Below are 13,323 nucleotides of genomic sequence, written 5' to 3' on the forward strand. Positions count from 1 at the left end.
ATGAACCATTTAGGCTCCGGGCACGTCCTCATGAACAACCGGCAACCCAGCCGGGGGGACCGAAACTGCACAGACAAGCAATGCGAAACCGTAAAGCTAAGCAATACGGCACATTCGCCGCCAACCGGCAGCAGACAGCCACCTTGAAGGAGAAGTTTCGAGGAAAAGGCGGGAGCGGGAACGTTTTCGGCCTGGTTGGATGTTGACCCTGGTACGACAGCTCGTCGAGCTAGAGAAGAGGCGACGTGACTACTGTTCTGACCCCCGCGAGCCCGCTGACGGCCGCTGACCGGTGCGACCGATGCGGCGCCCAGGCGTACCTGCGTGTCGTCCTGACCAGCGGCGGTGAGCTGCTCTTCTGTGCCCACCATGGGCGCAAGTTCGAGCCGGAACTCAAGAAGATCGCCGCGGAGATACAGGATGAGACCGACCGGCTGACCGCCGTACCGGACAGCACCGGCGACGACGAGCGCTGATTGACTCTCGCGTCCGACGACGAGCCAAGGGCCGGTCCAGGACCGGCCGATGGGCGGCCGCCCCTCCTGCCGGGGGTGACCGCCCATTCTCATGACTCGCAGCAACAGCGCGGTCGCCGTCCGCACATGCCCCTCGGTGAAGCGCCCGGGACTTGAGGTGGGCGTCTGCCTCTCAGGGCCGGCCGCCGACCGACGGAAGAACCGTGCCGACCCGGGTGTAGACGCCCGGGCTGTCGGCCCGGCCGCATCCGCTGCCCCAGGAGACCAGCCCGATCAGCCGGCCGCCCGCCACGAGAGGCCCTCCGCTGTCTCCCTGGCACGCGTCGTGGCCACCGTGCTCGTCTCCTGCGCAGAGCATCGTGGAAGGCTCATAGCGGGGGCCGCCCGGAACGCCCGCGTACGCCTTGTCGCACGCCGCGTCCGGCAGCACCCGCACCGGTGCGTAGCGCAGCGTGTACGCGTAGCTGCCGGCCCCTGATGTGTCCCCCCAGCCGTAGACCACCGCGGCGGTGCCGGGCGCATACGCCGGGTCGCCACTGGCCGCCGCCGCGATCACACGGTCCGCGGGGAGGGCCTTGGACAGCGTCAGCACGGCAAGATCGGCGGAGTTCGTGCTCGCGTTGTAGGCGGGCGCGAGCCGCACCTCCCGTACCGGGATCTCCTGACCGCCCGAGCCCAGCAGCTCCGCCCGACCCGCGATGACGCGCAGATCGCGGACGTTTCCCACAGACGCCCCCAGCACCTCACGGCTGAGACAGTGGGCGGCCGTGAGCACCTTCGTGGGCGCCACGACCGCACCGCCGCAGAACTGACCTGCCCTCATACCTCCGAACCGGTCACGACTGGACAGGGCGACGACCCAGGGGCTGTCCTCGGACCGAGCCGGCCGGCCGCCGATGATCACGCCGTCGGCGGATGCCGGCGCAGGCTGCGTCAGCGGCACAAGGACCGCGGCCGCCATCAGGGCCAGTGGTCCTGCCAGTGTTCGGGCAATGGGGCGACGCATACCGTCTCCTGACTCTCCGGTGGTAATCCGTCCACTCAGAGTCAGTCAGGCCGGAGCAGCCCGCACCCGGTGCACAACGTGCGAGGGCCCGGCCCCCTCTCGGGAACCGGGCTCTCGGATTCTGCCGCGAAGGACACGCCGCCGGCTCGGCCGACGGCGTATCGCCGACTCAGTCCAGGTAGTCCCGCAGCACCTGCGAACGCGACGGGTGGCGCAGCTTCGACATCGTCTTGGACTCGATCTGGCGGATCCGCTCACGCGTGACGCCGTAGACCTTGCCGATCTCGTCGAGGGTCTTCGGCTGGCCGTCGGTGAGACCGAAGCGCATCGAGACCACGCCCGCCTCGCGCTCCGACAGGGTGTCGAGCACCGAGTGGAGCTGCTCCTGCAGAAGCGTGAAGCTGACCGCGTCGGCCGGGACGACCGCCTCGGAGTCCTCGATCAGGTCACCGAACTCGCTGTCGCCGTCCTCGCCCAGCGGGGTGTGCAGCGAGATCGGCTCACGGCCGTACTTCTGGACCTCGATGACCTTCTCCGGGGTCATGTCGAGTTCCTTGGCCAGCTCCTCCGGCGTGGGCTCGCGGCCCAGGTCCTGGAGCATCTGGCGCTGCACACGCGCGAGCTTGTTGATGACCTCGACCATGTGCACCGGGATACGGATGGTGCGGGCCTGGTCGGCCATGGCGCGGGTGATCGCCTGGCGGATCCACCAGGTGGCGTACGTGGAGAACTTGTAGCCCTTGGTGTAGTCGAACTTCTCGACGGCGCGGATCAGGCCGAGGTTGCCCTCCTGGATGAGGTCCAGGAAGAGCATGCCGCGGCCGGTGTAGCGCTTGGCGAGGGAGACGACCAGCCGGAGGTTGGCCTCCAGCAGGTGGTTCTTGGCGCGGCGCCCGTCCTCGGCGATGATCTCCAGCTCGCGCTTGAGCTTCGGGGCGAGCTTGTCGGAGTTCGCCAGCTTGTCCTCGGCGAACAGACCCGCCTCGATGCGCTTGGCGAGCTCGACCTCCTGCTCCGCGTTGAGCAGGGGGACCTTTCCGATCTGCTTGAGGTAGTCCTTGACCGGGTCGGCGGTGGCACCGGCCGCGGCAACCTGCTGCGCGGGGGCGTCGTCCTCGTCCTCGTCGGAGAGCACGAAGCCCGCGCTCTCGGCACCTTCCGGCTCGTCGGCTCCGCCCTTGCCGGGCTGCGCCTCGTCGAGAGCCTCTTCGCCCTCGAGCAGCTCCTCGCCGTCCTTCTTGGCGGCGGTCTTCTTGGCCGCCGTCGTCTTCTTGACGGCGGTCTTCTTGGCCGCCGTCGCCTTCTTGGCCGCGGTCTTCTTCGCAGCCACCTTCTTCGCGGGGGCCTCGGTCTCGTCGGCCGTGGCCTCGACCGTCTCGGACGCCGGTGCCGCGGTGGCGGCAGCGACGGTCTTCGACGTGGCCGTCTTGGCAGCGACGGTCTTGGTGGCGGTGCGCTTTGCCGGGCTCTTCGCTGCGACGCTCTTGCGGGTGCGCTTGGGCTCCGCGGCACTGACCATCAGCGTCACACCCTCTTCCTCGAGGATCTGGTTGAGGCTGCGCAGAACATTCTTCCACTGGGTTGGCGGAATCTGGTCAGCCTCGAAGGCCCGACGCACGTCATCGCCGGCGATCTGCCCATCAGCCTTTCCCCGCTCGATGAGCGCCATCACAGACTCGGACTCGGCGATCTCCGGCGGGAGCGTACGGGATGTGCTGGCCGACACGAACAACCTCTCGGAACGATGGAAAACGGCTTCCGGCCCCGCCCATGATCGGGCCGGAGCCGACGACCACCGGTTGGGGATGTACCGGCGGCGCGGGCTGAGCCTCAGAGATGGACAGCGCCATACATGGCGGCTGTATTCCTTCCTCGGCTGTCACCTCTTAGGTCATCGCGCTGTTTCGAGGAGCGTTACGCCCAATCCGCGTGGCCCGAGTCACACCTCATTTGTGACAAAACGACCAGATGGGAAGTTTGCTCCAGAATCACCTGGACAACCTCCGTGACGGAAGCTCCCGCGAATCCCTTCCCCGCCTCGCGCCCGACAACCCCACAACCCCTCGAATCCGCCACCCCACGACCCGCTACGCCCCGGCGGCCGGCCGTGGCCCGGTGTCCGGTACACGCGGCCCACGATCGTGTCGCCGGATCCATGGATCCGGCGACACACGATGGGATGCGCCCCTGGGACGCCCCGGCCGTGCCGCGATCAGTGCTCGCGCGGAGCGGGCACGACGCGGTCCACCTCAGGGTGGGCCGTGAGAAGTTGGCGCATGGCCGTCTCCGCGCCGTTGGCGTCACCGGCACCGAGGGCGTCGACGAGCCGTGCGTGGTGCGCAAGGGACGCGTCGGAAGGGCGGTCGCATCCTGCCGCCAGGCCGCCCGACACCTGGAGCGCGGCGGCGACGATGCCCGACAGGTGCTCCAGCATGCGGTTGCCGGCAACCTGGATCAGCAACGAGTGGAACTCGGCGTCGGCGCGCGTGTACGTGATCCCGTCACCCTGAGTGAGGGCGTGGTTCATGATCTCCACCATGTCGACGAGCCGCTGCTGCACTTCCTCCCTGCCGTGCCCCGCGGCGAGCCGGGCAGCGAGCGGCTCGATCGTCCAGCGGAGCTCCGTGAGCTCGCGGCGCTGATCGTCACGCTGCGGGCCGAAGGCGCGCCACTCGATGATGTCGGGGTCCAGCAGATTCCAGTCGCTGACCGGACGGACCCGGGTGCCGACGTTCGGGCGGGCGCTGACGAGGCCCTTGGCCTCGAGAACGCGGAGCGACTCCCGGACGACGGTCCGGGACACCTCGAAGCGCTGGCCGATCTCCTCGGGTACGAGCGGACGGTCGGCTCCGAGGTCGCCGGAGACGATCATCTGGCCCAGCTGCTGGACGAGTTGACCGTGGAGCCCGCGACCCCGGTTCCCCGCCGTACGGCGGCCGGCGGCCCGGCCCAGCTCGGCGTCCGAGGTGTCCCAGGCGGGCGGTCCGACACGGTCCACCCGGTCGGCGCCGGGTGCCTCCGGATAGGGGTATCGGTCGAGTTCGCCCGGGCCGGCGAGGCCGGACTCGGCGGGGCGGGCGGCGGTCATCATGGTGTGCGCAAGGGTACTCACGCATCCTTTGTCGGCGCGGCCCCGACGACCCTTGAGGTCTTTGGTGAAAAGCACACGAAAGGGTGATCAGCGCCCCCTCCACAATTGACGACTTATCGGGAAGAAACGGTCATTCACCGGGGAGTTGCGTGGTTCTCCGGGTCCTCGGGCGCGTTTCGATCAACAAACGGGGGCTGTTGCGGGCGACGGTGAACGGCTCCCGCGGAGCGGCCCGGACCGCGACAACGCCAGCGCCGCGCACACCGGTTGGGCGACCGTGCGCGGCCCCTTCGAGAGGCAGCGGCGCATTCGTACGACCCTGTACGGCTGCCGCGGAGGGCCCGGCTCGGACAAGCCGCGCGGAAGCGCGGCAATTGAGCGTCCTCGAGGTGCGGAGCGCCCTGGGCACGAGCGGGACGAACATCACCGGCCCAGGGCGGGCAGGACTGCCACTCGCACGGTGGTCCAGGAGGCCCCGGGAGCCGGGCAACCCTCCCGAGGCGCATTCGACGAGGGTGCTCGCCCAACTCCCGGGAAGCCAGGCCCAGTTTTCCGCAGAAGAACCAAGTCGGCGCGGGCGGACGAGGGGGAGTGACCGTCTCAATCGCCGGACGCGGGCCTTGAGCACACCGACCGGAGCCCGGGACTTCGCCGCTGTCGGCGGACGGGGCCCGGGGCCCGTATCGGCAGACAGTAGCGCCGAGCTGCCGCGGCGGCCGGTCCGTCAGACCTCGGGCCGCAACATGGGCGGGTTGAGCAGCGTCGCACCACCGGCGCGGAACAGCTGGGCAGGGCGGCCGCCCTGGCGGGTCGTGGTCCCGCCCGCCGGAACGAGGAAGCCCGGCGTGCCCGTCACCTTCCGGTGGAAGTTCCGCGGGTCCAGCGCGACACCCCACACCGCTTCGTACACCCGCCTCAGCTCGCCCACCGTGAACTCCGGTGGACAGAACGCCGTGGCGAGCGAGGAATACTCGATCTTCGACCTGGCCCGCTCCACGCCGTCCGCCAGGATCTGTGCATGGTCGAAGGCGAGTGGCGCGGGCGCCTCGCCCTCCCGTCCGCCGCCCTCCGGGTTCAGCAACGTCTCGACAGGCGCCCAGCGCGCGCTGTTCGCGTCGCCTCCTGCCCGGGGCGCCGGCAGATCCGGGGAGAGTGCGAGATGGGCGACGCTGACCACCCGCATACGAGGGTCCCGCTTCGGGGCGCCATAGGTGGCGAGCTGCTCCAGGTGGGCACCGTTGTCCGGCTCGGGCGAACCGGGATCGTGCACACACAGCCCCGTCTCCTCCACGAGCTCCCGCGCCGCTGCCGCCGTGAGATCCTCATCGGCTCGCACGAATCCCCCGGGCAGCGCCCAGCGCCCCTGGAACGGCGGCTCTCCGCGGCGTACGACCAGTGCGCAGAGCGCATGGCGGCGTACGGTGAGCACGACCAGGTCGACGGTGACTGCGAAGGGCGGGAAGGCCGACGGGTCGTAGGGCGACATGCCGCCGATCATAGTCGTCTGCCTGACGATAAACACTCCCTTCGTGATCCGGGAAGGCGACTTCTTAAGGGCCCTCCGTCCGCTTGTCGCGCGCCTCATGGCGACCCGGTCGAAGTCCTCCGGCGGCTGCCCCGTCACGCCGGGGCCTGCTGCCGTGACGCACGGACTCCGACCGCGACCGCCGTCAGCAAGCGGCTCCACCGGCGACCGCCGTCACGTGGACGGCCCCGCCCTGGAGAGGGCGAAGGAGGTCAACGACCGGCCTCCGGACCGCGCCGGTGGGCTCCGTCGGCCGTGCGGGCCCTGCTCCGGCCGGTCGCCGACCCGGAGCCCGAGGTGAAGCCCGGGGTGGGGCGGCGCCGGGAAGGCGTGTCTGCCCCGGGTGCCTCGGAGCCGCTGGGTGCGGTCGTCCTCTTCGCCCTCTTCCCTGCCGGACGCCCGGAACGCACTGATCCCGCCCGCCGCCTGGCCCGCACGGTCGAGTGGTGGCTTCCGGGCACGCCCTCGCCACCGCCGCCGGTGCTGGTGTCGGTACCGGAGTCGCCGGTCTCCGGGGCCGCCTTCCCCCGGAGACAGCGGCGCAGCCCCTCCGGATCCAGACCGTCGTTGCATGCCTGGTGGAGCAACCGCGCGAAGACGTACTCCGGGTCCGCGCGCAGAGCGAGGCCGAGCGCGACCCTCGCACCTGGTTCATCTCCGGTCGACCAGGAAACCCAACCGGCCAGCGAAAGCGGCGCCGCCGCGTGCTCCGCGTACGGCCCGGCGCAGCGACGGGCCAGCGTCCGCCAGAGCCGCAGAGCATGATCGGCATCCGGCCCCTCCATCCAGGCGGCCGCCCGGTCCCGGGTCTCCCGGTCCTGAAGTCCGAGAATCACGGCGGCCGCCTCGTCATGCGAAATGAGCCTGTCGTCCTGTGCGTCCGCCTCCGGCCATCCGACGGCCCGGGGTGTCCTCTCCCCGAGCCGCTTCATCAGCCGGCGGGCCAGCCCCAGCGTCTCAGCGCCGACCTTCACACGGCTCTCCTGGTCCAGAATCCTCGAGACCAGCGCGGAAGCCGCGTCGTCGAGCGCTCGCACCTGCTCGGTCGGGGTGGAGTCGCGAGGCGGTTCCAGTCGCGCCTCCAGGTCCCGCAGCGACCCCCGGACCTGGATCCCCGCATAGGCGGCCGCGGCGGCCATCACGGACGTGCCCTGCATCGCCAGAACTGTGCCCTCTGCGGGACAGCAGCGGGAATCCGGGCAGCAGTAGGACCAGCAGCGGCCGTCGGAAACGCACAGCGCCTCGTACACCGGCACGTCGAACGAGCCGCAGGCCGTCCTCAGCCATTGCGCGAGCGGGCGCAGCCGCTCCATCACCGTGCGGCCCGTCTCTCCCTCCCCCGGGTCCTGACAGAGGAAGACGACAATGCCGTCCGGCCTGGCTCCGCGCCGCTCGCCCGCCTCGACGAGGCATTCCGCGAGCTGCTCTGCGACCGGCAGCCACTCCCGCTGCATGGTGGGAATGCCTACCCGGAGCCGCCCACCGAAGCGACCGCGCGTGCCGTGCAGCGCGACCATGACCACCGAATCCGTCGGATGAAAACCCATCAGATAGGGCAAGGCATCCGCGAGCTCGGCAGGCCCGCGCAGGGTGATGGACGGCTCGTCGGGCCGGCCGTGGAGTTCGTCGGGCCGGTCACGGATCTCGCCGGCCTGACGATGAGGTTCATCCGCCCCGCGCGCCGCATCGGCCCGATCGTGGGCCTCATCGACGCGGGCGTCGAACTCTTCGGCCCGGCCGTGGGAAATGTCCGGCCAGCCGTGCGACTCGTCGATCCGACCGTGGGACTCGTGGGATTCATGGGACTTGTTGTGTTCGTTGCTGTCTCGCATGCCTCGACGGTCCCGTGATCAAGGCATCGCCGCCAGCCCTGTGGATAACGTTATCCACAGGTCGACCGCCCCGTTCGCGCTTTGTCCGTGCCATCGGGTTGCATGGGGGCATGACCAACGCAGACCGCGCAGATCTGAGGACCTCGGCCGACTCCGTCCTCGCACGCCTCGTCGGCGACTCCACCGGCGCCGCCAGGCTGCGCGAGGACCAGTGGCGGGCCATCGAGGCGCTCGTCGCCGACAAGCGCAGGGCGCTGGTGGTGCAGCGGACCGGCTGGGGCAAGTCCGCGGTGTATTTCGTCGCGACGTCGCTGCTGCGCGAGCGAGGCAGCGGCCCCACGGTGATCGTTTCGCCCCTGCTCGCGCTCATGCGCAATCAGGTGGAAGCTGCCGCCCGCGCGGGTATCCGCGCCCGGACGATCAATTCGTCGAACACGGAGGAGTGGGACACGATCCAGGCGGAGGTCGCCACGGGCGAGGTCGACGTGCTGCTCGTCAGTCCCGAGCGGCTCAACAACCCGGACTTCCGCGATCAGGTGCTGCCCAAGCTCGCTGCCGCCACCGGGCTTCTGGTCGTCGACGAGGCTCACTGCATCTCGGACTGGGGCCATGATTTCCGGCCCGACTACCGGCGGCTGCGAACGATGCTCGCCGACCTGCCCCCGGGTGTTCCGGTGCTCGCCACCACCGCCACCGCCAATGCACGCGTGACCGCGGACGTCGCCGAGCAGTTGGGGACGGGTGCGGACACCGACGCCCTGGTGCTGCGCGGCCCGCTCGACCGGGAAAGCCTCAGCCTGAGTGTTCTTCAGCTCCCCGATGCCGCCCACCGTCTGGCCTGGCTCGCCGACCACCTCGGCGACCTGCCCGGCTCCGGAATCATCTACACCCTCACCGTCGCCGCGGCCGAGGAGGTCACGGCGTATCTCCGGCACTGCGGACACACGGTGGCGTCGTACACGGGCCGTACGGAGAACGCGGACCGGCAGCAGGCCGAGGACGATCTGCTCGCCAACCGTGTGAAGGCACTGGTGGCCACCTCCGCGCTGGGCATGGGCTTCGACAAGCCCGACCTCGGCTTCGTGGTCCATCTCGGTTCGCCCTCGTCCCCCATCGCCTACTACCAGCAGGTGGGCCGGGCAGGGCGAGGAGTGGAGCATGCCGAGGTGCTGCTCCTGCCCGGCAAGGAGGACGAGGCGATCTGGCAGTACTTCGCATCGGTCGCCTTCCCTCCGGAGGAGCTCGTGCGCCGCACACTGGACGTCCTGGCACAGGCGGACAGGCCCCTCTCGCTGCCCGCGCTGGAGCCGCTGGTCGAGCTTCGGCGTACGCGCCTGGAGACGATGCTCAAGGTGCTCGACGTGGACGGCGCGGTGCACCGCGTGAAGGGCGGCTGGACGTCGACGGGCGAGCCCTGGGTGTACGACGCCGAGCGGTACGCCTGGGTGGCGCGGCAACGCGAGGCCGAGCAGCAGGCGATGCGTGACTATGCGTCGGCCGTGGGCTGCCGGATGGAGTTCCTGCGGCGGCAGCTCGACGACGAGGAGGCCGCCCCGTGCGGACGTTGTGACAACTGCGCCGGAGGCCGCTTCGACCCCGCGGTGTCGACCGCGGCACTGGATGCGGCGCGCGGGGAACTGGGCAGGCCAGGCGTGGAGGTGGAGCCGCGCAAGATGTGGCCGACCGGACTGGCCGCCGTGGGCGTCGATCTGAAGGGCCGTATTCCGGTCGAGGAGCAGTCCTTCACGGGCCGGGCGCTCGGGCGGCTTTCCGATATCGGATGGGGCAATCGGCTTCGTCCCATGCTCACTCCTCAGTCGCCGGACGGGCAGGTTCCGGACGACGTCGTGAACGCCGTGGTGAGTGTGCTGGCCGATTGGGCCAAGGGGCCCGGTGGCTGGTCGTCAGGAGCCGCCGACGCGCCGCCTCGTCCCGCCGGGGTGGTCACCGTCGCCTCGCGGAGCAAGCCGCAGCTCGTCGCCTCTCTGGGGTCCCGGATCGCGGAGGTCGGCCGTATGCCGCTTCTCGGCTCGGTCGAGTACACCCCCGGTTCGGAGGACACACGCCTCTCTCGCACGAACAGCGCTCAGCGGGTACGCGGTCTGCACGACGCACTGACCGTTCCGCCGGAACTGGCTCGGGCGATCGGGTCCGCCGGAGGGCCTGTTCTGCTCATCGACGATCTCTCGGACAGCGGCTGGACCCTCGCCGTGGCGTCGCGGTTGCTGCGCCGATCCGGAGCAGAGGGGGTGTTTCCGCTGGTCCTCGCCGTGTCAGCATGAATTGCGCGTGACAGTTGGCCTGATTGGGCAGGGATATGACCGTCATACCTGTCCATTCCAGTCAGCGGCCTCAATTGCTCGTTGCCGCCCGCCCGCAGGCCCGCAAGAATTGGATCCGCCCCCCGCACGGCCCGGTCGCGGTTCGAAGGGCTGTGCCACGGTGCGCCTCACCGACCCCTGCCCGCACTGTGGGCGCGTATGCGAAGGGAGGAACGTGACCTTCGGATTCGCTTCGTCCGCAGACACTTCGATCAAAGGATCGGCCGACTCCGCGAGCCGCCTCGCCAGGATGCTCGAACCTGCCGAGTGGACGGCAGCGGGGATACCTCTGCTGCGCAATCCCCGCGAGGTCGTCAGCGGCCTGCACTCACGCCACCGGCCAACCCCGTCGACGGCCGTGGTGGCGGTGCTCGACCATGAGGAACGGCTCACGGCCAGCGCATCGTTCGCCCGGCGTGCCGTCCCCGCCGACGGCTGGGACTTCCGCAATGCCCTGCTGGCGCATCTGCGCCGGGTGATCCCGCACGACCTGCGCCGCCGTACGCCGACCCGCACCGCGGTGCTGCTCTACTGCCGTGAGGGCGACGAACGCTGGACGGAGGAGGACGGCGCGTGGATGTGGGGGCTGCGTGACGCCTGCACCCTGCACGGGCTGCGTTGCGGCGCGTACATCACGCTGACGCGCGACGGGTGGCAGGTGCTCGGTGAGGGGCGGGGCGGCCGTCGGCCCAACTTCGAGTCCAGGCCGGACGGTTTCGACGGCCTGGCGGTCGAGACGGGAATGCTCCCGCTGCGATCGGCGAGCGGGGCTGCCGAGATTCTGCGGCGCACGGCGGCCCGCTGACCGCGTGCTCGCGACGAGTTCGCGCGACGCTCACTGCGCGTACCCGTCCCGGTCCCGCTACGCCTTGACCGTCTCCTGCCCCCACGTACCGTCACGTCGAATCCCGCGCGCACGTCGACCCAACCGGCCATCGCACGGTGCACGGCGGTCCGGCGTCCCGACCGCACCCCGCAACGAGGGCCGGCGGCGCCGCCGACGGCGCGGCGCAGGCTCAGACGCCCGCGCCGAGCACGGCGTTGACGCGCTGCGGGTCACCGCACACGATGAGCAGCATTCCCGCGCGGTCCATGGCGACGGGCAGGGCCCGGGCGATCTCGTCCTCGTTGGCGCCGTTGACCGCGACGACGACCACAGGCCGGGTCGACGCACGGCCCACGGAGGCGGCGTCCGCGTAGAAGACATCGTCTCCGGCGTCGTGCTGCGCCCAGTACGCGCTCTCGCCGAAGGACAGTTCATGGGCCGCCCAGGGGTGCTGTTCACCGGTGGTGAGCACCAGGATGTCGCCGGGAGCCCGACCGGAGTCGAGCAGCAGGTCGACAGCCTCGCCGGCGGCGTCGAGCGCTCCGCCGGCCGGGGCGGGGATCAGCTGGATCTGCGGTACGGAACGATTCTCCGACCGGGGCGACGTCGTCGTCCCGGCAGAGCCGTGCGTGCGCTGTGCCGGTGGAGTGGGCCGGGCCGGGCCGGGGCCCGGGCGTCCGGGACGGGGCGTGGCCGCGGTACGCGGACCGGGTACGGGACGGGGGGTCGGCGCGGTGCGGCCGGCGGCCGGCGTGACGCGGGGACCCTGGGCGCTCTCGTGAATCTGAGGCTCCTCGGGGATGAGAGGCATGAGTGGATATTTATCAAACGCCGGTGCATCCGGCATCGGCGGGTGGGCACATAAGCGCGACCGGACTGGTCAACCGGTTCGCACAGCGGTCGGTGGACCGGCCCGGGTCAGAAGTCGAAGCCGAGTTGGCCCCCGCTCTCCAGACACTCCGGCGCGGCCGCCTGTGCGGGGACCCGGATCTTCTTGAGGTGCCGCCACTGCGGGAGGCCATCGAGGAAGGCCCAGGACAGACGGTGGTACGGCGTGGGGCCGAGTGCTTCCAGCGCTGCTTTGTGGACGGGCGAAGGATAGCCCGCGTTGTCGGCGAACCCGAAGGCTTCGCACACCGACTCCTGCCCCAACTCGGCCATCAGCGCGTCCCTGCGCACTTTGGCGATCACCGAGGCGGCCGCCACGGCGACGCAGGACTGATCGCCCTTGATGACCGTACGGACACGCCAGGGCAGACCCAGATAGTCGTGCTTGCCGTCGAGGATGACCGCGTCCGGCCGCACCGGCAACGCGTCCAGGGCGCGCACGGCGGAGAGCCGCAGCGCCGCGGTCATGCCCAGGTCGTCGATCTCCTCCGGAGTCGCGTGCCCGAGGGCGTACGAGGTCACCCACTCCTCCAGCCTGCCCGCCAGCTCCGTACGGCGCTTGGGGCTGATCAGCTTGGAGTCGGTGAGCCCGTCAGGCGGTCTGCGCAGCCCCGTGACGGCGGCGCATACCGTGACCGGTCCGGCCCACGCCCCGCGCCCGACCTCATCGACTCCGGCGATGATCTTGGCACCAGTGGTGGCCCGGAGCGAGCGCTCAACGGTATGTGTGGGTGGTTCGTACGGCATGGCGCCAGACAGGGTACGCCGCTCGGGCGGGCCACGACACCCCGGATCCCGATCTCCCGACCCGGGGCCGGATCGGCAGGGCCGCCGACCGGTGTTCGGCCGGTCCGCGGACCCGGGTTCAGCCGGCTTGCGGGCGCAGTAGAGGCACGATGATCTGATCGATCATCTCGGCGATGTCGGCATCCAACCATTCGCTGCCGCACACCTTCGACCGGTACATCATCATCGCCGGGATCGCATCGAACAGCATGCCGCCGGTGACGTCGGGGCGGACGTCTCTCCGCTCGATTCCGCGGCTCACCACCTCATCGACGAGCCGGTTCGAGGGTTCGACGACCCCATCCAGGATCAAGGCCTGGAGGCGCTCAGCCGTGGAGGAGTCACATTCGTGAAGTACCGAGCGAAGCGCATACCCGGACTTGGAGAACATGGCCGCACGCATGCGCCGGCAGAGCTGACAGAGGTAACTCATGTGTGGGAGGGGCCATAGTGACAACCCCTCAACTCGAAGCACGGCGAAAGCCGGGCGCCGCACGTCGGGAGGGGCGTCCGGGAGTCGCCCTCGCCGTCGTCACCATCTGCCAACTCATGGTGATCCCGTGCTCTTCGGA

General features: G+C 70.2%; 11 protein-coding genes. 3 read left to right on the top strand and 8 right to left on the bottom strand.

Translation table 11 applies throughout. The annotated features are described in order from the left end of the window. The first annotated feature begins 245 nt into the window (after nucleotides 1-245). Nucleotides 246-476 carry a hypothetical protein gene (locus tag ACFU5O_RS33925; RefSeq protein WP_384246278.1) on the top strand — a complete coding sequence of 77 codons (231 nt, stop codon included), beginning with the start codon at nucleotides 246-248 and terminating at the stop codon, nucleotides 474-476. Between the two features lie 172 nt (nucleotides 477-648). Here ACFU5O_RS33925 and ACFU5O_RS33930 read toward each other — a convergent pair whose 3' ends face one another. The 5 genes from ACFU5O_RS33930 to ACFU5O_RS33950 all read right to left on the bottom strand — a co-directional run bounded on the left by ACFU5O_RS33930 (nucleotide 649) and on the right by ACFU5O_RS33950 (nucleotide 7,930). After that, nucleotides 649-1,482: a S1 family serine peptidase gene (locus tag ACFU5O_RS33930; RefSeq protein WP_384246279.1), complete on the bottom strand. Its 834-nt coding sequence runs from the start codon at nucleotides 1,480-1,482 to the stop codon at nucleotides 649-651. Nucleotides 1,483-1,651: 169 nt separating this feature from the next. Beyond that, the gene (locus ACFU5O_RS33935; protein ID WP_384246280.1) at nucleotides 1,652-3,208 is read right to left on the bottom strand and encodes an RNA polymerase sigma factor; all 1,557 of its coding nucleotides are present in this window, start codon (nucleotides 3,206-3,208) and stop codon (nucleotides 1,652-1,654) included. Between the two features lie 486 nt (nucleotides 3,209-3,694). After that, nucleotides 3,695-4,648 carry a FadR/GntR family transcriptional regulator gene (locus ACFU5O_RS33940; RefSeq protein WP_384246282.1) on the bottom strand — a complete coding sequence of 318 codons (954 nt, stop codon included), beginning with the start codon at nucleotides 4,646-4,648 and terminating at the stop codon, nucleotides 3,695-3,697. A gap of 649 nt (nucleotides 4,649-5,297) precedes the next feature. Next, complete coding sequence (locus ACFU5O_RS33945) at nucleotides 5,298-6,059, bottom strand: NUDIX domain-containing protein (RefSeq protein ID WP_384246284.1); 762 nt, start codon at nucleotides 6,057-6,059, stop codon at nucleotides 5,298-5,300. A 251-nt stretch (nucleotides 6,060-6,310) separates the two neighbouring features. Then, entirely contained in the window at nucleotides 6,311-7,930 is a 1,620-nt protein-coding gene (locus tag ACFU5O_RS33950; protein ID WP_384246285.1) for a DUF4192 domain-containing protein, read from the bottom strand. Between the two features lie 110 nt (nucleotides 7,931-8,040). Here ACFU5O_RS33950 and ACFU5O_RS33955 point away from each other — a divergent pair, with 110 nt between their 5' ends. Together ACFU5O_RS33955 and ACFU5O_RS33960 are read left to right on the top strand one after the other, a co-directional pair. After that, nucleotides 8,041-10,212 carry a RecQ family ATP-dependent DNA helicase gene (locus ACFU5O_RS33955; protein WP_384246287.1) on the top strand — a complete coding sequence of 724 codons (2,172 nt, stop codon included), beginning with the start codon at nucleotides 8,041-8,043 and terminating at the stop codon, nucleotides 10,210-10,212. A 214-nt stretch (nucleotides 10,213-10,426) separates the two neighbouring features. Further along, the gene (locus ACFU5O_RS33960; protein ID WP_384246288.1) at nucleotides 10,427-11,056 is read left to right on the top strand and encodes a hypothetical protein; all 630 of its coding nucleotides are present in this window, start codon (nucleotides 10,427-10,429) and stop codon (nucleotides 11,054-11,056) included. Nucleotides 11,057-11,267: 211 nt separating this feature from the next. On the opposite strand, the gene ACFU5O_RS33965 is transcribed toward ACFU5O_RS33960, so the two are convergent. The 3 genes from ACFU5O_RS33965 to ACFU5O_RS33975 form a co-directional block, all read right to left on the bottom strand. After that, the gene (locus ACFU5O_RS33965) at nucleotides 11,268-11,888 is read right to left on the bottom strand and encodes a hypothetical protein (RefSeq protein WP_384246290.1); all 621 of its coding nucleotides are present in this window, start codon (nucleotides 11,886-11,888) and stop codon (nucleotides 11,268-11,270) included. Between the two features lie 107 nt (nucleotides 11,889-11,995). Then, nucleotides 11,996-12,712 (bottom strand): ribonuclease HII, encoded by a 717-nt coding sequence (locus ACFU5O_RS33970; protein ID WP_384246291.1) that lies wholly within the window; start codon nucleotides 12,710-12,712, stop codon nucleotides 11,996-11,998. Nucleotides 12,713-12,830: 118 nt separating this feature from the next. Further along, nucleotides 12,831-13,184: a TetR-like C-terminal domain-containing protein gene (locus tag ACFU5O_RS33975; RefSeq protein ID WP_384246292.1), complete on the bottom strand. Its 354-nt coding sequence runs from the start codon at nucleotides 13,182-13,184 to the stop codon at nucleotides 12,831-12,833. Nucleotides 13,185-13,323: the final 139 nt, after the last annotated feature.

Origin of the sequence: Streptomyces sp. NPDC057445 (genome assembly GCF_042802855.1) — a bacterium.
Taxonomy (GTDB): domain Bacteria; phylum Actinomycetota; class Actinomycetes; order Streptomycetales; family Streptomycetaceae; genus Streptomyces.

Excerpts from the sequence above, each read along its gene's own strand:
- ACFU5O_RS33930 (WP_384246279.1), bottom strand. The coding sequence starts at position 1,482 with ATGCGTCGCCCCATTGCCCGAACACTGGCAGGACCACTGGCCCTGATG.
- ACFU5O_RS33945 (WP_384246284.1), bottom strand. The coding sequence starts at position 6,059 with ATGTCGCCCTACGACCCGTCGGCCTTCCCGCCCTTCGCAGTCACCGTC.
- ACFU5O_RS33950 (WP_384246285.1), bottom strand. The coding sequence starts at position 7,930 with ATGCGAGACAGCAACGAACACAACAAGTCCCATGAATCCCACGAGTCC.
- ACFU5O_RS33955 (WP_384246287.1), top strand. The coding sequence starts at position 8,041 with ATGACCAACGCAGACCGCGCAGATCTGAGGACCTCGGCCGACTCCGTC.
- ACFU5O_RS33965 (WP_384246290.1), bottom strand. The coding sequence starts at position 11,888 with ATGCCTCTCATCCCCGAGGAGCCTCAGATTCACGAGAGCGCCCAGGGT.
- ACFU5O_RS33970 (WP_384246291.1), bottom strand. The coding sequence starts at position 12,712 with ATGCCGTACGAACCACCCACACATACCGTTGAGCGCTCGCTCCGGGCC.
- ACFU5O_RS33975 (WP_384246292.1), bottom strand. The coding sequence starts at position 13,184 with ATGAGTTACCTCTGTCAGCTCTGCCGGCGCATGCGTGCGGCCATGTTC.